This window comes from Vibrio sp. QJM3NY_15, assembly GCF_057785995.1.
On record NZ_JBYMCW010000004.1, the window covers coordinates 24,752 to 43,074 of the forward strand.

Sequence of the window (18,323 nt, forward strand, 5' to 3'; positions counted from 1 at the left end):
GTAGCGGATATTATAGACTGCCATAAAACTCCTATTTAAAATTAAAGTACGCCTTTATCCCGATCTGGATTCCCGTCTTTGTCAAAAAATCGAACTTTGCACGCGGGGAAACCACTGCATCCCCACCAAAATGAACCTTCACGTTTACCGGCTCGACGAATCAACCCTTTATTGCACTCAGGGCAGGATTCAGTGTCGCTGGCTTGAGGCTGAGGTGTTTTCGGTTTGGGGTTTAAGTTAGGTTTACCATTATCATCAGGAAAAGTGGTTTTGCAATCCGGATAACGGTTGCAGGCATGAAACGCTCCGTTCTTCCCTTTTCGTTTGAGTAATAACCCTTCATTACAACTCGGACAGGTTATCCCATCCTTAATGGTGATAGGCACCCCTTCGGTTTTGACTTGGTTCACGCGCTCATGGATATACGTGTCTACCGTTTTAACGAACTCAGCGACGCTGTACTGTCCTTTACCTATCTTGTCTAAGTCACCCTCCCAAATCGCAGAAATATCCGGCATGATGATTTCAGGCGGCAATAAGGCACAGAACTCTTGTCCAGATTCTGTCGTTTTATAGACAGGGTTCTTATAGCCTTTCTCCTTTTGCACGCTAATGAGGTGCTTGAGGCTACCCAGCTTCTCGATGTGGCCACTTCGCGTTGCCTCTGTACCAATAGAGCCGTTCTCGCCTTTGGTGTTTTTGTCTTTGGCTTCAAGTTGCTTTCGTAACGCGGGATCTTGCACAAACTTGGCCGCTTCCGTCATAGCTTTCAAAAGACTGGCATCATCAAAGTACTTAGGCGGTTGAGTTTCTTTGGTCAGCATGTCTAGGCTTTCGCACACACCGGCATCACCTTGCTGTAAAGGTTTTAAATCATCGGTGTTGTCATTGGGCTTGTCTTCATTGTCACCCTTAAAAAGCGTTTCCCACCCTAGTGTCAGTCTTGTGGTTTGTGTGGCGCGGTAAATGCGCCCTAAACAGCAACCAATGTCTACCGTCACTTTCTCTCGTACGGACTCAGGGTAGAACAGACCGACAAAGTGTTTAGAGACGAGCTCATAGATGTTTCTCTCCTTATCAGACAGCGCAATGCCTACGCCGTCTTTTTCTGTTGGAATGATGGCGTGATGCGCTTCTATTTTTGAACCGTCAAAGGCTTTATGAGTTGAGGTCGGTTCTACGGACTGGATAGATGCGGCCAGGTTTGGGCTGGTTTTTTGAATGGCGCTCAGGATGTTGGCTGCATTCTCTAAATGCGCTTCAGATAGATATTGGTTATCACTTCGAGGGTACGTCAGTAATTGATGGGTTTCATACAACTTTTGAACAATATCGAGGGTTTCTTTGGGTTTGTAACCCCACTTCTTTGACGCCGTAATTTGCAGTTTGGATAAGTTAAAAGGCATGGGCGGCTGACGCTTTTCTTCTTTGACTTCCCGTTTTTCTACGGTGCCTTTTTCACCTTTGTCTGCGTCCTTAATGACTTCGAGTTGAAACCGGTCAATCATTCGGCTTTTATCATCGAGTTCAAGCTCATCGTGGGGCTGTAATTTGCCTTTTACCTTTAATCCTTCGATATCAAAGGTGCCGTAGAGCTCATAATAATGGCTTTTTTCATGATTCTGGTTGGCCAAGGTACGCTGATTCACCATACCGACCAAAGAGCTGATGACACGACCAATGTTGAGAACGTTATCAAACCCTTTCTCTCTTGCTTTGAGTGTATAAGAGCGCGTTAGGTTATATCCAAACGATTGGTCAGCAACAGAGCGTGCCAAAGCTTTGTTCGTCTGCGGTCTGAATTTCTCATTAGGCTGCATGTTGGCCAACGCCGCTTTGACGGGTTTATCGTTTAAATCAGCAATCAATAGACGTTGCACCGGCTTCTTGTTGCCAACGTGATCTAGGATTTCATCGATGAGTAAGCAGCCTTCCGGATCGGGATCACCGGCGTGAACAATCGAGTCCGCTTTTTTGATGAAACCAATCACTGTATCGAGCTGCTTTTTAGAATCGGAACGAGGTTTATATTGTGGAGGGAATCGAGTTTGAATCGGTAGACTGTCTAGTGTCCAGCGTTTGAGGTTACTGTCGTAGTCTTCGGGATCTTTGAGGGACAGCAAATGGCCAAAACACCACGTGACAATGTCACTCCCTTTTTCGTAATAGCCGGCTTTTTTATCGGTCGTTGGGTTGCCGCCAAGTCCTTTAAAGATGGCGGTAGCCAGGGATGGTTTTTCTGCGATGAATACGCGCATAAGATTTTCTCCAGATAGCATTAGCCCTCAGCGAGAGAGCTGATAGTTAAGATTTTAAGGGATTAGTTACTTTGAGTGAGTTGGCTGACTTCGGCTAAGGTAAAAATGGACACCATGCTGCGATACTTTTCAAAGTCATGACGTGAGTTATCAAAGGGAATGAATTTAATGTTATCAAATCGCCGGTTGAGCATTTTTTTATATTCTTCATCTCGAACCACGTAGATCACATGCCCCCAAAAACCTTTGCTTTTGGCTTGGATGTGACTCTTCATAATTGAGCGGTATCGGATGGGTGTTTTGAGCGTCAATTCTGTCTCAATAGCAACCATTCCTCCTGAAGGTGGGCTGACGATGGCATCGGGACGATGAGAGATAGGATACATTTTTTTAAACGTATGACGGTCAGCATTAGTCCAACCTGTCCAATTCAAATGTTTAAGTGCAATGAAAACTCTTTGGTTCATTAATGTGTGATTAAGCGTGACTAAACTAATTCTACTTGGTGTAAAGCAGTGCATTGGTGCGTGATCACTGTCGCCGACTAGATGTATTCCTTTGTCGGTTATCCCCCATAGTGAAATTTTACATGTGTCTAATGTCAGTGAATGTTTTTCTAATAATCTCTTATTGACCATTCTCTTTAACAACCGAGAAAGGTTGGGTTGCTTTATTTTAATCAGGGCCATTAAGTTATCAAAGTTACTGTATATCTCTTGATGCAAAAACGAAAGTACACTCATTTCAAGTTTTTTCCCTTGTAGTAAAGCGTCATTTATATGCATACCTTTATTCATTTATGCCCTCCAATTTTTTACGTTCAACATGAAACACTTGGTTTTTGGTTGCAATGCTGTGAATCAAACTACTCATGGATTGAAGCAATGCTGCTCGACATTCCAAGAAGTCGCTGTCCGAGAGTTCTTCATTGTGTTGCGCTCGATGTAAGTCCAAGAGGTAGTCATTGGCGGATGAAAATGTTTTTAATAAAAGCCCCGTGCTGCGGCATAAGCGTTTATCGTCGATCTTCATTTCAAGGCGGTGTTTTTCTGCTACAAACGGCACCAGATTGATATCACCCCATTCACTTTTTCTCTTCGAGTGCTCAGTCTGGATGCTTTTTCTTACCGCGCGGATCTCTTGCAGGAATATTTCTAGTGCGTCTCGGCAAAAAATTGGATTGGGATTTTTGGGGTTCGTGGAAAATGCTTCAACCGAGAAAAGCGCATTAATGGCAAATTGGCCGTCGTAAGCTTTTGACTTAGAGGAGCCAGATTGATAAACCGATCTATCCCAAAGGTGTATGAGTGGTTTAAATTGAAGTTGGTGCATGTTAGTTCCTTACCTTAGCTGTTTTTTAATGCTTCTAACCCTGCATGACAAGCGTCCTCAGAGGCTTTATTTTCTTGCGGGGATTCTTGTTGATGCGTTTTATTTGATGGGTTATTGGTTGGTGATGAAGGGGGGAGATTTGCTGTATTGGGAGACTCATCGCCACTCGTTGTGTCTTTCTTTATCGTTTCAAAGGCCATGTCATGTTGTGTTTCTTCTGAATCGTTTTCGTTGGTGATCTTGTCACTTGTTACTACTTCAAAATTGTACATTGCGTCTTCCACCTCACTATTCTCAGTGCTGCTACTTTCGGTTGTCTCAGTCGTTTCATTTTGCTGAGGTAATGGCTCGTCAAGATCTTGATGAAGTGTCGACGTTTGTTCGTGATGAGCATCTTCTGTTAATTCGTCGGATTGATTTGAGGTGGGGGTCGCTGTATTTATGGTCTCCTCTTCGCTGACTTTTAATTCTCTTTGTCGTACGACCTCAAAGTTTTCAAGCGTGCTCTTTTTCACTTTTATGGGGGAAATTAATGAGGGTTTGGGTACTTCGGTTGCTGTGAATATATAACTCACAAAAGGCGGCAAGTTGAGCAGCATGTTGGTATCAACAAAGTATCGTTCAGCCAGCCTTATGTTTCGACGACCTTCTACCGTTTCGGTAAGGGCGGCGTTTAACTCCACCGTACGGCTTTCATCATCCACTAAAATAGTGCCGGACATTTTCGCTACCCATTCGGCGGTTTCGGGATCTTGAAGTTTGTACACCAACTTAAATTTTGTGTTTTCTACGACCGCTCCGACGACCGCATCACTGTTTAAATCAGCAGGGCAATCTCGTAAATCAGCAACAGATTGATGTGCCAAAAACATGTGAATGCCTTTATCTCGCGCTGCCCCTAAGCCTTCCATTGCCGCTTTTGAAATGTGATATTTCAATTCATCCAAGAAAATGGCGATGGGCTTTGGGGTGCTGTTGACGCGGTCGCGCATCTCTGCGAGTTGAAACAGTCGAATCAAAATCATTTTTTGTGTCATGATGATTTTTGCGTTTCTGAGTGATCCAATGATGTAACAACAACCGCCCTCATCAAATATGGATTGCATGTTTAAACCGTCAGGGGCGTTAACAGAATTCACCTCTGAGAGTTCTTCCATCTTTCCATAGAATGCCTTAACGGTATCTTTCATTCCTTGAACATGAGCGGAATTAAATAAGCCAGTGAACGTTTCGCGCTCTTCTTCCGTTGCTTTTTGTGGGGATTGCCTTGCCGCTTTACGGTCGTCAATTCGATAGAAGTCGGCAATGTCACCTTTCTCTGCAAAGCTAAACCCCGCAACCAACAGTTCTTCAATCTGTTCGGGGGTTGCGCCCGCCAATAAATTCAGTTGCGGTAACGGACTATTAAGGTCGATAAGGTGAAACGGTTTACCTGCTTTTTCGCATGCGGCTTTGAGAAGATGCGGTGCCCATTCATCGTTTTTTGGATCGAGTACAAACACGCCTTCTTCGGCTTGAATTAGTTGGTACAAAATCAAACCCGATGCCACACCTTTACCTGCGCCTGTCGTCCCTAAAATGTCGGCATGTTGTTTTTGCAGATCTTTTAAAGGGATATATTGCGGTTGTCTGTTAACGTCTAACCCGACAAATACGCCCTTTTTTAAATCGATGTGATCTTCGGGATCGTAGTCCACCGTTTCGGGTAAGTAGTCACGAACATTTCGTACGTCGGTGCGTTCGTCACGTGCGACTTCGGTTCGCTTGGTGTGCTTTATTTTGAGTTGGTTAATTTTGCCTGATAGGTGACGACGTCCCCACCAGTGGGTAAATATACCGGCTCCAAAGATAGGGATTAAAAGCCACTCTGAGAGAGAGTAATGGAGATTAACGAGTGGCGCACCGTGAAGCGCTTTTGCCCAATTGATCAAAGCGGGAATGCTCAAGTTAGAGAGTGTTCCAAAGATAAACAGTAGCACTCCGGCTGCAATGATGATCCTTCGAAACCACGTGTCGAGATCGTCTCTTTCTGGTTTGTCGAAGTACATAACAGGAATAAATAAGCCAGACAAAAAGCTCAGCAGCGCCCCCCAATAAAAGGTAAACAGATACAGCGATGAAAAGATATTCATCACTAAAACGTAAAATTGATATTCGATGCGGTCTAACATGGTTATCCTTTTATTAACTAAAAAACCGATATGTAATACCGATATGTAAAACTGATATATGGTCATATCGGTTTCACATATCGGTTCTGTATATCGGAAAAGCGCCCTAAATCGTTTTCTGGACGAAAACTCAGCGGGTTATCCCTAAAGGGATAATCATTTACAAAACTGCGTTTTTTCAATGGATTAGAAAATAAAGCCCTCGTCCTGAACGTCCTCAAACTTTACTTTCCAATCTAAGAGCAAAAGAAGCCGAAAACCGTATCGCTACGCGAGACCAAGCACTTTAGGAAGGTGAAATAGTCCTCATTTGGCGGTCGCAAGCTCCTTTGCTCAAATTCCTCCTTTTCAACTAACCTAAGATGCTTGGTCTCGCCTGCTCAACGGTTTTCGGGGGCAAGCCCCCAAAACAAAAATCGACCTCTGGAGAGGTCTCGCTATTCCGCTGGACGCGGGCGTTTTGTTTCGGCTCCCCCACGTCAATCTGCGGTCGTGGGCTCCCTTGCTTGACGCTCTTTCGCTTCAATCTGCGGTCGGGGCTCCCTTGCTTGAAGTGCTCCGGCTGAACGCCTTTGCATTCAAAAAAAAGTCATTCCCGAGTCCTGATGGCCTCCCCGCAGAGGGGGCGCTCGTTTCCCCTAAAGGGGGCGCGGGAATGATTTTTGAACTAGGGCTACGGATTCGCTTCAAGCGGAGCTTGAGACTCTTCACGTAGCAAAAACCTTCACCTTCAACGCCTCAGTCAAACGCCTACGTGGGGGCATGGAATGCCCGAATACCCACTTCGTCGTTCTCGTTCGTTGTTGTCGGTTTGGTTTTTTGCGCCCTCTTAATGCGTCTGACTTTCTGCTTTCTTTAACAATCCTAGGGGATTGAAAGAATCAGAAAGTCGGCATTAAACGGTGACGCAAGGAAGTACTTTGACGTGAAGTCAAAGCAAAGTTGTGCGAGTTGAATAGGAAGTGAAAAGTCGAAAATCTTGTGTGTGGTAAGGGAGGATGTTGACAAGATTTGGTGTTACTCAGATTGTAAAAAATCGGCCAACTCGTAACCTTCATCAAGCAGACTTTGCAGCTCTTGTGGTACTTCACCTTCACCATTCCAACGTTTGTTATCGTCAAAAATGTAACAAGGTTTCGTTTTTTCAGTGGACGACTTTTTTACTTTACGGGGTTTCTTGGAGGGCTTCATTAGCGACGCTAACTTGTCAAAGTTGAGCCCCTTTTCAAGAATTTGAGTGCGTATAGCTTCCAATTCTTGGCGCTCTTTTTCTTCGGCTTCCGCTTCTAGTTGAGTGTTCAGTTCCTTCTCATCTTTGACGCTTTGCAGTGTCTCTATAATGCGAGTGAGTTGTGTTAACTCGGTGTCTTTAAAAAACACATTCGCTTGTCGTTTATTGCTGAGTTTCTTGATGATGTCTTGCATTGAACATTCCTTTAACGTGTATTGAGCTATTGAATTGAGAGAGGAGCAATGTGAGTGAGTTTAGGAGTGTTATCTGGAAACAAACTGTTGCTATAGATAACTATTGGCCGTCCTTTGGGGAGTTCAGTGCAGATCATTTTACTGAGCATGTCTGGGTTAATATCATCAGGTACGGTGATAACAAATGGCTTACTCAGCCCTTGATTTTCGAATTCATTATGAACGTTTACAAGAGATTCATTAAAAGTAATCCCGACAGTTTTTTTATGTTTCATAGGTCTTCTTCCTAATTAAAAGATCTTGCTTTAAAGCGTTTATTTCATCGCAACTCGGTAGATGAGAAGGTGAAGTTTTTAGTATTGATTCAAATTTATTTAATAGATAATCCGCAGTTTCTAAATCTTGAATAAGGCGGCTCGGAGAGAGTTGACCATCAACCGCTTCTTTAGCTATGTGCTCGATTACATCTGAGGTTTTCCAACCAGTCTCGATGATACTATTCAAGACTTCGCTATCTAGATCATCTAGGTTGACCGTATATCTCAGTAAAGCTTCGACTATAAGGCTGCGAACTCGAACAACTTGAAAGGCCAGTGTATTAAGGAGGCAATTTTCATACTTTCCTGTTGTTGGCTTTGCTCTCTCCCAGTCTTCACAATGAAGATCTACGACTGGTGACGCGTCTACTAATATCGTTGGTATGACTAAGGAACTATTTAACGATTTCGCTTCATGTGAGCTTGAGATTAAATTAGGGGCGACAATATGAAGTTTTTGAAGCAGCTTTAGAGCGAACTTTTGGATGGATAACTTATTCATAGGTATCCTCCGGCAGTCTACTTTTGTCTTCGTTAAAGTCGATAACTCCAGAGCACATTGCATAGTCAATGAGACACGCCATCATCGGTTTTGGCATTTGTTCATCAGTAAGTTGATATTGCACTCGGCTATCCCAAGAATCCCCTCGTTTGTAGTAAAAGCTACGAGTTAAACCGTTCTTATCTAATGTGATGCCGTGAAAGCAAGGGGGAACACCTTGTTCAAAGTAGATGTCCTGATCTTCTTTTGGGATGGAGGCTAACAATCGATTAAAGTAACGACAGGTCAGTGCAAATCTCTTTTGATTGAATAACCCTTTCTCTTCGTCACCGGTAAAGGGGTTTGAGGTCCAACGGAACGAAAGTGTACGTTTAGAGGGTTAAGTCATTGATTTTTAATCTACTACAATTCGAATTCGACTCGGTTTTTATCACCTTCACCAACGTTCAAGGATCTTAACTCTCCTTTCTCTAAGTCTTCCGGCAACGTAAAGGTATAATGACCTAACATATTGATATGCTTGTATATTAGTGGGGATAACCGAGAAATATCTTCTTCTATAATTTCTTCATTATTGGACCGCTTCCAATTTAATGCTTCCTGCATATAGAGAGTGTTCCATAACACGATGGCATTGGTAACGATGCCTAAAGCGCCTAGCTGATCTTCTTGCCCCTCTCGATAACGCTTTTTGATTTCTCCACGTTGACCATAGCAAACTGCTCTAGCGACTGCGTGCCGACCTTCTCCCCTATTGAGTTGTGTTAAAATCCTGCGACGATAATCTTCATCGTCTATATAATTAAGCAAGTACAATGTTTTGTTTACTCTGCCAACGTCCATAATGCCTTGAGCTAAGCCTGATGGACGGCTGCTCTTGAGCAAAGAGCGAACCAATTCGGATGCCCGAATGGTGCCAAGCTTCAACGATCCAGCGGTTCGCATCATTTCATCCCACTGTTCTTCGGCTTTTGAAAGATCCGTGCAGCTTCGAGCTAAATCATCTAACAGACCATAATCAGCAAACTTGTCTACTCGCCAAAATACCGCCTCTCCTGCATCAGCCAATCGAGGGGAGAACTGATACCCTAACAGCCAGAATAAACCAAATATAATATCGCTAGCGCCAGCAGTATCTGTCATGATCTCAGTTGGGTTGAGCCCCGTCTGTTGCTCAAGTATTCCTTCCAATACATAAAGTGAGTCTCGTAACGTTCCCGTCACCACAATTCCATGAAAGCCAGAATATTTATCTGATATGAAATTGTACCAAGTAATTCCACGTCCAGAGCCAAAGAACTTTCGGTTCGGACCTGCATTTACTGTTTTTGCGGAGGCTATTAAACGCATTCCATCTGCGGAAGCTACATTTCCGTCTCCCCAAGCACTTGTCAACGGTTGTTTTATATGGAAATTAACGAGTCTAGTATTCGCATTAGTTAATGTTTCAGCTCGAACGTAATTTTGTTTAACCCAACTTAATCTGTGACGAGTTAAGGCAGGAACATTGGATTTGATCAGTGGTTCAAGACCGATATTGCAAGCTTCAGCCATCAACACTGCACATACACTTATGTGTAAACCTTGAGCTCTCGCTTCGGACTCTCTTACGTGGGTAAATTCTTGCGTAAAACCTGTCCAAGCATCAACTTCTAATAATAACTCCGTTAAATCGACTGGCGGGATCAATTGTTTGACTCGATGGTTGAGTGCCTTTAATGACAGAGGCTCTTCTAGTTTATCTAAATTCATAATGGTCAAAGATGGGTGCTTGCCATCGGTACAGATACTAACTTCTGTGTTTTCATCAAACCTTTCAGCAACTTCTCTCCATGTTTCATCCAATTGTCTCGCGAGCTGCTGCATGGCTTCGTGACCATTAGTTGAGTGGCCAAGTGCCCGACAAACAGGAACCCGTTGAGCTTGCCACGCCTCACCATGCAAGAGCTTTTCTCTGGGGTTTCCCCAACGGTCACTATCAGTTACCCAGACATCTCTGCGACGCAATGAGTCTTGCAAACGCTCTAAGAAACACAAAGAGTAACCAGCACGCTGGGTGCGGCCGTCACCATCGTATACGAGCCTTTTCCATGATGCTTTAACTATGTGCTCAGGCGCTCCATCTAAAAATCTCTTTTTGGTCTTTTTTAGCTCAGTAAGATAGTGGATACTTTCCAGCATGTTCTCCCCAGCGGTAACCGCTGAAAAATGAAGTTCCTCTAAAACTGTCGGTAAAAAACGTTTGACGCGCCCATATTGTTCAACCATTTCGTCATAGAAATAGTTGTTTTGTGGGCGAGCGATCTCATTTATTTTTTCTACAGACTTAAGTAAGTTCTCTTCCGATACTCGCTTAAATATCGACTTTCTAAGCATCTCGTCATCTGTATTTTCATCAAATAAAACAGAACAGGCTCTTGCTAAAAGCAGAGCCGCTCTATCAAGATCTTTTAATGTCCTCAGTCGCTTTTTTTGACCGATTTTTTTTGCTTCACGTGTGATGTCAGTGATCAACATATCAAGTACATCAATGGCATCATCCAAAGCAATGATCTCTTGTGCTTTGACAAAAGCAGTTAACACGGCAAGTTTTCGTTCCTCTGGCATTCGAGAAATATACTTAACAGAAACCATCCCCGCATAGCGAGCCAAATTACGAAGTTGTATAAGGGGAAGGCCTGTAAAATTCAGTTTAGAAATTTCTAAGTTACGTAGAGTAGAATATTGAGAGAGCGCGCTCAGAACGGAAGGACCACTAATATTGGTGGGTCCTTTTCTTAATAATTCAAGTCGTGATAAACGCAGCCCCTCTGGAACTTCCAATAACTCAAGCAGCTGAGCGCTTTGCCATTGGGTAGGAAGAGAAGCCAATTGCTTCCAAAGCCTTTTTTGTGCTCGCTCTCTAATTTCACTAATTAAGCGAACTAATGTTGTGGCGCCAGGTAGCAACACCTTATTTTGAAGTAACCAAGCGGTAGCAAAATCAAACATGAGCCCTGGACGTTCATTACTCAACCATGCTCGAGTGAATAGTTGCCTCTTTAAACGAAAGGACCAAGGAAAACTACCAAAATTACGATAACCGTAATGCTCTTTAATTAGAAAGGTATGTTCACGATGAGTTGTGGGGCGTAGAGCATAACGCATTAGCACTTGTGTGTGACGGACTCCAATTTGTTTCGCGACAAACTGTTTTACACTGGGGTAAATCGGAGCTAAGTCGGTAACGAACGTACCGAGAAACCGAACAGTGGTCAGTTGCAGTGCAATACCTAGCCGGTTGTGCTTCCCACGACACTGCTGGATAAATGCCAGATCTCTCTCATCAAGATGAAAGTAACGAGCCAGTTGAACATCATTTGGCTCAGCAGCGTAACACCCATAGTTTTGCTTTTGTTCATCGGTCAAAAAATCTACTGGCATACTCTTTCCCCACAGATTCAAAATTAACAATCTCGCAACTGTCCGAAATGTTATAATTTAGAAGACACCATAAAACAGATGCTTATAAGTGTCTATTTAATCGACAAAATCGAATAGTAGACAAGAAGTGTCTACTATTCGATATAGGAGACAGTTTTGAGGTTATTTGGGTATGCTCGCGTATCGACCAATCAACAATCACTCGATATTCAAATTAAGGCGCTAAAAAGTGCAGGCGTGAAACCGAGTAGAATTTTTAGCGACAAAGCTTCCGGCAGTAGCCATCAGAGGAAAGGACTCAAATTACTTCAAATGAAAGTGGAAGAAGGTGATGTGATTCTAGTCAAAAAGTTGGACCGATTAGGTCGTGATACCGCGGATATGATCAGTTTGATAAAAATATTTGATGGTATAGGTGTGGCCATCAAGTTTTTAGATGATGGGATCAGCACTGAAGGCGAAATGGGAAAGATGGTGGTCACCATCTTATCCGCCGTAGCCCAAGCTGAACGACAAAGAATATTGGAGCGAACGAATGAGGGGCGGCAAGAAGCTAGGCTAAAAGGAATTAAGTTTGGTCGTAAACGCTCTATTGATAGAAAACAAGTACATGATTTATATAAAGGTGGCATTGGAGCTACGCAAATTGCACGTCAATTAAAAATTGCTAGGTCAACGGTTTATAAGATATTAAACGACATTTCATGAGGTAATTTTACATTGATGGGGTTTGCGCCCATTTTAGCGAAAAGTCTAATGTAAGCTGTCAGCCCTTTATTTATAAAGGCTGACAGCTATGTTCTATCCTTCGTTATATTTCAATAAGGTCTTTACTGATCTGTTGGGAGTAGCGCAAGTAGTGAACTTGCGCTTGTTTGAGGGGTTATTTATATGCACTAAAGCATTTAAGTTAAATCAGAATGAAATACCTAGCCCTCTTTTAATAAAAGCTAAAAAACAAACCATAATCACACTCCACATTCCTAATGTATTAATCCACATAAATACCTTAAACTTTACAGAGTCAGTGGTGGATCGTTTACGAATAAATGGATACTTAACCCAATAATCAAAACAGCGACTACCAATCTCCCAAGATGCTTGATATCTAGGCCGCATATAGCCTTTTTCGTCATAATATTTATCTAGGTCTTTTGCTAGCTGCTGATCAATAAAAATAATATGCTTAAAGCTACCTAAAGACACGATAGCGTTCATAATAACTGCTGGAACAGCCCAAGCGGTAGCATAAGCTCCCAAAATAACCACTAACCAATTCAACACTTATTTACTCCAAAGCTTCTTCAACACTTTCGTATATAAAGTCACCTAAGGCTTTACCTGATGCAGCTCCCGCAACGCCACCTACAGCACCGCCAACAACAGCACCACTAATAACAGCAATAGCCAGCACAGGGGCGGATGCCGTCACAGCAACAGCCAAAGCAATGCCAACACCGACAGAGCCTCCTTTAACCCCTCCATACCAACCACCAATAAACCCCCAAACTTCACGGGTCGTTGTCTTTCCGCATTCGCCAGAGCCGCCTACTTTGCAAGCTTCATAAATGCTGTCTACGCCACTCGCAACGCCAATACCTAGACCGATATAACCTAACCCTCTCGCAGCAGAGATACCCTTAGCAATATTCGCGGTTTTCTTTCCAAGACTTGGCACAAAACCCGATTTCAATATTTCATCCGCGTGATGAATTACCGATTTAGTGGAGAGCTTTAAATTACGCTTAACCTGACGATAAGCTGGGATTTGGACACTGCGCTTGGAGAGCATCGCAAACGAGCCGTCCAACTTTTGAAATAACGTCGCTCGCTCTGCGATAAACGAACCGTAATTCATTCCACCGGTTCGGCTCGCCATAGCCACTTGTGACGCATACAAATCATTAATCTCTAAAACAACATTTTGGATGTTCTTTAAGTTCTGCTCAACAATCGCAGCCGTAGCCCCAACGCCAGTAGACACCTGAGCATAATAATCACTCGGTAATCCATCCTCTCTGATGCGTTTTTCTAACTGATGGGAGAATAAATCAAAGTGACGATGCAATGTCGCCACTTCTTCATTGTTCAGCTTAGCCAGTTCAGTACTCGCGGCTTGAGCCTCCTCTTTTAAATCCTTGAGAGCTTGCTTATCTTTCTCCTCAACAGGTTTCATTGTCGGTAGAACAACTATCTCTCCCTGCCTTACATAAGAATTCAAATGTCGATTCTGACCTTTAATGAAATTGATTGTTTTCTGAGAAGTCTCTGGGGTAAAGAGCCCATCCCACATCAAATCTAGTTGCCCTGTTTCTTCAACCTGATACCAACCAAGCATAAACACATTATCGAGACAAACCTCGGTAGGAATTTCAGAGAGAACATTCCGTTCTGGAGACGCTAGAGGGGAAGACGTGGGTATACTCCCTAAACTCGGAGAAGGAGAGGAGCTAGGAGCGAAGGAGGCCGTCTCTTGTCTCATTTTCGCAACAGTTTCAGCTTGCGCTTGCTTTTGGTCTATCAATGTTTGAGTTTTAGGCGCGACGATAGGGTTTTTCATCATCTTTTGTTGTTGTTCGGTTTGCGCCTCAAACATGGCGACCGCTTCATTATAGGTTGTCGTCGTACTTGGATCAGACCAATACATCGACCGGGAATGAGGGAAAGGGTAATTGTCTTTAGCCATCAGTCAGTTGCTCATTATTATATTCAGTAATGAGCATACCAATAATTTCAGGTGTTTATTATTCCTAGAAAGGCGTTTTGGTCAATTCACTGCTTTAAATGACATTTTGACTAGCCAAAGGCTCATAGTGAAAAATCGAATGTTAATAACAGCGAACTAACGAGCGACACGGTCACTCTCGGCAATAAATTGAAGATATTCAGCTCGCCATCTTATTCATTGCTGAAATGAATAAGATAAATTGAGGGAAATGCATATAAAATCAATAATTTAACTATCTAATCGTACACTTTCGTTCCGTTGGACCTCAAACCCCGTAAACGCGAAGTCACCGCCCTTTTCAAGTTTGAATGTAAACTCCGTAAAAACATGAGCTCGCGATGGTTTTGTCAGTAAGTTGAAGTTAGAGCGGGCACGGTATATTTGGTGCTTTTCTTTCTCGATGTAAATCTCAAGCACACCCTCAAAGTCATTCAACTCTTCATAGGTGTGGCGTATCCGCCCCATAATGAAAGTGTCACCTATCCGCATTTCTCTTATTCTTGCGCGAAAATACAAAGGCATACGGCAATATCTTAAAAAGTCATACCCTGCCATTCTTTGATAGACTGTTTGATGCAGCTTATTAAGTTTAGCTTGATGCTCTTTCCACTCTTGCTCTAGTGCTTCTTCTTCGGATTTTGATAGCGGTATTTCGTTCATGTTGGCCTCTCTGTTTATCATGGTATTCATCCACCACACCCTGCTGGACAGCAATCAATATCAATGCCGTGAGAGCAATATTGAATGTCATCATCCCAACCCGACGCTGAAATGGGTGCATGATTGGGTGGCTCATGTACGTAGTCATGCTTTTTGGCAAGAGCAATTACGTTATCCCTTTCGTTGTTAGGTAAACGTTCTAAAAGCGCATCGACGGATGATTGAAAACGTTGGCTATAGAGTTCATAACTGAGTCCACAGCCTTGATGAGCCTCTTTGGCCAACTGCTCGATGAGTGATGGGTAATCTGGTTTTTCAATGGTCATGAATCTATCCTTTTAAGGGAGGAGTGAGTCGTTCCATTGAACTTAAATAATGGAACCAGTGTGCCATTCGTCACTTCCGCTATCTCCGTGATTTTTCGTCCGTAACGTTCATGCCTACTGGCATGAACGAACACATCAACGTTTCCGGTGATTTGCTTGTGTGCCAAATCAAAATCAATCATCCCTTGCGACGCGATTAAATATTGAAGGCGTGACAGTGCATCATCACAACCGTTTGCATGAATCGTGGTCATACAACCACTGTGACCGGTGTTGATGGCTTGCAAAAAAGCGTCAGCCGCGCTGCTTTTTCTTATCTCACCCACCCAAATTCTATCTGGCCTCATCCGTAAGGAGGTTTCGATTAGGGTTTTCATTTCCACGTCGCTATCGCTTCGTTTAGGGGACTCAAGCGAAACCGCATAGGGAAGCCAGTCGATATATAACTCTTGCGTGTCTTCGCAAATAATGACTCGCTCGGTCAGGGGGATGTAACGCGCTAAGGCGCGTAACAATGTTGTTTTACCGCTCCCTGTGTTGCCAGAAACAATGATGTTCTTACCCACTTTGATTGCTTCAATTAAGTAATCAAGCATGTCTTGATTCAACGCTCCGAAACCGACCAACTGCTCCGCACTTATGTGCTGTTTAGGGGCAATTCGTAACGTCATCGTTGCGCCTTGTGGTGTCACATCAGGCAGAGTGGCGCACACCCTTGAGCAATCAGGAAGGCGCGCATCGAGAATAGGAGAAGAAGAATTGAGCGGTTGGTTGAGTGCGGTACTCAGTTGAATGATGAAGTCTTGAAAGGATTGGTTACTGTCAAAAGTGATGGTTGTTTTTTCTAACCGCCCGTTTCTCTCTATTGATATAGAGTCAAAACGGTCGACGAATATTTCCGTCGTATCAGGGTTTTCATACAACTCTCTGAGTGGCGTGAAATATTCCTCTACCCAGGACCATTGGTACTCTTTCTCTACCGGAACTTCACCAAACACCGTGTTTATTGTGTTTGGCATGATTAACCTTCCCGTTGGTTTTCTAGTGAATCTAATCGACGATACCAATCCGCCGTTTCTCGTTCTTCTTCAAGCTGTTCACGAATCCAATTAGGATTACATTTTGTTAAATCGTACGACTTAAGGAGTTCAAACTCGTTATTTACACCAAAGGAGGCATAGCCTTTTTCACAGCCTATACCTATTGATTTTTCGGATACCGCTACCAAGTCGGTCACCGTTATTTCGTCGCCCCCGAGAGGGCAACGAATGGTCATGCCAATGGTAATTTGGTGTGCTGTAATTGTTCTCTTTTGCATATGTTCACCTGTTAAAATCAAATGTTTGAAATATTCAGATGCTCATTTTTCGCACTCAGTGCGTTTAAGAGGTGGTTGAGCATATAAACCACATCCATGCTATCAAGAACGCCAATTTGAATATGACCAACGCGCAAAGAGTCTAAACAGTTGGTTTTGTCGGGAATATCTACTCCACCGTCGGTTATCGTAATTTCTAGCTGGGTATCTAGTTTTGCATCATTAATATATAAAACGTGGAAACATCCTGTCCCTACTCGATACGCACCGACTTTAATCTCTGTCGGTACAATATGACCCATAATGCTCTCCGTGAACGTTCTCAATGAGCTTTCATAGGTTGAGGCTATATTTGGCCTAAATACAGGATTAAACATAAAGTAAGCCTCTAAATTTTTTGCGGGCGATGATGTTTATTGCGTCTGACATGGTATCTTCGATTCCTGTTAGCTATTTTTGACGGTGCTGGATTTGCATTTCTGTTGCTGTGATAGTGTTCAATTCAATCTGGCACTCCTTATCTTCTTTTAACCCCCTTTGAACATCATCAAGACATAGCCGGTAGGCTTGTCTTTGGATTGTTAACAGCTGCTCTAAATCAATTGGCATTGGCTTAGAGAGCGGCATGGTTGCATGAGCATGAAAACTCAAAGCTACAGCCAATATTGATAATTTATGAATGTTTTTCATGGGGTTATTTATTTAATGGTTCGCTTTAATATCTAACACCTTGTTATCCACCGTTTCGGTGGGTAACTCAGTAATAGTGTGTGTTTCCAAAGCGTTGACCATTGCGATAGACCTCCGTATATCGCAACGTCTTTGTGCAGTGCTTTGGGGTGCGTGAACGTTCACCATCACGGTTCGATATTCGACACGTCGTGTCTTTAATGATGGTCTCAGGATGCGTTTTCCATTGAACGCATATCGTCCTTGAGTTGTTGCTGTTACTCCCTGTATCTCTTGTCTTAATGCACTCTTTATAAGCGCCTATTTGAGCTGCGAAACCGGTCTTTGAATCGAAATTATCGGTGGTACTTCCGCTATCCGTCTTGGAGAGGCATGAAGAGAAGCTAGGTAAGGCCGGCTTAAAACGTTTGATGCGTTTTTTAAATGCCTTTTTTGAGTCACTACACCCTTGCCCAAATCCTGTCGGCAAGCACATCCAAATACCGCACTCAGCATCACTCGCTGCGTTGACTTGTGAGCTGTAACCGGTGGAAGTGAAAGCCAAAAGGAGGGGCGAAAAGGTCATTGAGAGGAGGAGTTTTATCGAGTTTTTATTCATTTGTTCCATCAGGTGTCCTTTCATTTCAATTGTTCATAATGAGCCACTACTCGACTGACGTAGTGCTGCGTTTCTTTAAAGGGCGGAATGCCCCCGTACTTTCGAACGTTACCCTCCCCCGCGTTATAAGCCGCTAAAGCAAGCCGAACATCATCGTATTGATTGAGTAATCGGGCGAGTAAGGCGGTGCCTCTCCCTACATTGGAATCCACATCAAAAGGGTCGATACCCACGCTGTTCATGTCCATCAATTGCATTAAACCTTTTGCCCCTTTGGGGCTCTGAGCGCGCGCTTCAAAACGGCTCTCTTGAGTAATGACCGCTATCACCAACTCTGGAGGCACTTGATAGTGCTTTGCGTACTTATTGATGGTCTCGCAATAACGAAGGCAGCCTTTGACTTTGGACGTGCCACTTGAGAGTGGCCACCCTTGCGATGAAGACCAACCGCTATAATCTCGACCAGCACTGTGAACGAATGACGAGAGTAAAAAAACAGACATAAAAAGGGGGATTAAAATAAGGCAACGTCGCTTCATGCTTCCTCTCAGGTGATGTGGGGTATTTTCTGGTAA

At 43.3% G+C, this 18,323-nt stretch carries 19 protein-coding genes; 1 reads left to right on the top strand and 18 read right to left on the bottom strand.

The window, feature by feature from the left end; all coding sequences use genetic code 11:
- Positions 1–41: 41 nt before the first annotated feature.
- The 9 genes from topB to AC3CKG_RS25710 all read right to left on the bottom strand — a co-directional run bounded on the left by topB (position 42) and on the right by AC3CKG_RS25710 (position 11,428).
- Complete coding sequence (gene topB / locus AC3CKG_RS25670; protein ID WP_372246951.1) at positions 42–2,258, bottom strand: DNA topoisomerase III; 2,217 nt, start codon at positions 2,256–2,258, stop codon at positions 42–44.
- 62 nt (positions 2,259–2,320) lie between these two features.
- The gene (gene mobC, locus AC3CKG_RS25675) at positions 2,321–3,055 is read right to left on the bottom strand and encodes a MarR family transcriptional regulator (protein WP_099166448.1); all 735 of its coding nucleotides are present in this window, start codon (positions 3,053–3,055) and stop codon (positions 2,321–2,323) included.
- Positions 3,048–3,590, bottom strand: a complete 543-nt coding sequence (locus tag AC3CKG_RS25680) for a hypothetical protein (protein WP_102461245.1) — start codon at positions 3,588–3,590, stop codon at positions 3,048–3,050. The genes mobC and AC3CKG_RS25680 overlap by 8 nt, the downstream gene beginning before the upstream one ends.
- A gap of 14 nt (positions 3,591–3,604) precedes the next feature.
- Positions 3,605–5,761, bottom strand: a complete 2,157-nt coding sequence (locus tag AC3CKG_RS25685; RefSeq protein ID WP_372246955.1) for a type IV secretion system DNA-binding domain-containing protein — start codon at positions 5,759–5,761, stop codon at positions 3,605–3,607.
- Positions 5,762–6,778: 1,017 nt separating this feature from the next.
- Entirely contained in the window at positions 6,779–7,186 is a 408-nt protein-coding gene (locus tag AC3CKG_RS25690) for an H-NS family histone-like protein (protein ID WP_488530082.1), read from the bottom strand.
- Positions 7,187–7,212: 26 nt separating this feature from the next.
- Positions 7,213–7,461 carry a hypothetical protein gene (locus tag AC3CKG_RS25695; protein WP_488530083.1) on the bottom strand — a complete coding sequence of 83 codons (249 nt, stop codon included), beginning with the start codon at positions 7,459–7,461 and terminating at the stop codon, positions 7,213–7,215.
- Positions 7,451–8,005: a hypothetical protein gene (locus AC3CKG_RS25700; RefSeq protein WP_488530084.1), complete on the bottom strand. Its 555-nt coding sequence runs from the start codon at positions 8,003–8,005 to the stop codon at positions 7,451–7,453. The genes AC3CKG_RS25695 and AC3CKG_RS25700 overlap by 11 nt, the downstream gene beginning before the upstream one ends.
- Positions 7,998–8,270: a hypothetical protein gene (locus AC3CKG_RS25705; protein WP_488530085.1), complete on the bottom strand. Its 273-nt coding sequence runs from the start codon at positions 8,268–8,270 to the stop codon at positions 7,998–8,000. The genes AC3CKG_RS25700 and AC3CKG_RS25705 overlap by 8 nt, the downstream gene beginning before the upstream one ends.
- A gap of 137 nt (positions 8,271–8,407) precedes the next feature.
- Entirely contained in the window at positions 8,408–11,428 is a 3,021-nt protein-coding gene (locus tag AC3CKG_RS25710; protein ID WP_488529984.1) for a Tn3 family transposase, read from the bottom strand.
- Positions 11,429–11,584: 156 nt separating this feature from the next.
- Between AC3CKG_RS25710 and AC3CKG_RS25715 the strand changes: the two genes are divergently transcribed.
- The gene (locus AC3CKG_RS25715) at positions 11,585–12,136 is read left to right on the top strand and encodes a recombinase family protein (RefSeq protein WP_488529983.1); all 552 of its coding nucleotides are present in this window, start codon (positions 11,585–11,587) and stop codon (positions 12,134–12,136) included.
- Positions 12,137–12,343: 207 nt separating this feature from the next.
- Here AC3CKG_RS25715 and AC3CKG_RS25720 read toward each other — a convergent pair whose 3' ends face one another.
- From AC3CKG_RS25720 to AC3CKG_RS25760, 9 genes are all read right to left on the bottom strand, one after another.
- Complete coding sequence (locus tag AC3CKG_RS25720) at positions 12,344–12,712, bottom strand: hypothetical protein (RefSeq protein WP_102479431.1); 369 nt, start codon at positions 12,710–12,712, stop codon at positions 12,344–12,346.
- Between the two features lie 4 nt (positions 12,713–12,716).
- The gene (locus AC3CKG_RS25725; RefSeq protein WP_488529982.1) at positions 12,717–14,114 is read right to left on the bottom strand and encodes a hypothetical protein; all 1,398 of its coding nucleotides are present in this window, start codon (positions 14,112–14,114) and stop codon (positions 12,717–12,719) included.
- Between the two features lie 270 nt (positions 14,115–14,384).
- Positions 14,385–14,846 carry a hypothetical protein gene (locus tag AC3CKG_RS25730; RefSeq protein ID WP_488530086.1) on the bottom strand — a complete coding sequence of 154 codons (462 nt, stop codon included), beginning with the start codon at positions 14,844–14,846 and terminating at the stop codon, positions 14,385–14,387.
- Complete coding sequence (locus AC3CKG_RS25735; protein WP_488530087.1) at positions 14,843–15,142, bottom strand: hypothetical protein; 300 nt, start codon at positions 15,140–15,142, stop codon at positions 14,843–14,845. Before AC3CKG_RS25735 ends, AC3CKG_RS25730 begins: the two co-directional genes overlap by 4 nt.
- Positions 15,139–16,161: a TadA family conjugal transfer-associated ATPase gene (locus AC3CKG_RS25740; protein WP_488530088.1), complete on the bottom strand. Its 1,023-nt coding sequence runs from the start codon at positions 16,159–16,161 to the stop codon at positions 15,139–15,141. The genes AC3CKG_RS25735 and AC3CKG_RS25740 overlap by 4 nt, the downstream gene beginning before the upstream one ends.
- 2 nt (positions 16,162–16,163) lie before the next feature.
- Positions 16,164–16,460 carry a hypothetical protein gene (locus tag AC3CKG_RS25745; RefSeq protein ID WP_488530089.1) on the bottom strand — a complete coding sequence of 99 codons (297 nt, stop codon included), beginning with the start codon at positions 16,458–16,460 and terminating at the stop codon, positions 16,164–16,166.
- 17 nt (positions 16,461–16,477) lie between these two features.
- Complete coding sequence (locus AC3CKG_RS25750) at positions 16,478–16,762, bottom strand: hypothetical protein (protein ID WP_488530090.1); 285 nt, start codon at positions 16,760–16,762, stop codon at positions 16,478–16,480.
- Between the two features lie 148 nt (positions 16,763–16,910).
- Complete coding sequence (locus tag AC3CKG_RS25755) at positions 16,911–17,150, bottom strand: hypothetical protein (RefSeq protein WP_488530091.1); 240 nt, start codon at positions 17,148–17,150, stop codon at positions 16,911–16,913.
- Positions 17,151–17,768: 618 nt separating this feature from the next.
- Complete coding sequence (locus AC3CKG_RS25760) at positions 17,769–18,251, bottom strand: lytic transglycosylase domain-containing protein (RefSeq protein ID WP_488530092.1); 483 nt, start codon at positions 18,249–18,251, stop codon at positions 17,769–17,771.
- Between the last annotated feature and the right edge of the window lie 72 nt (positions 18,252–18,323).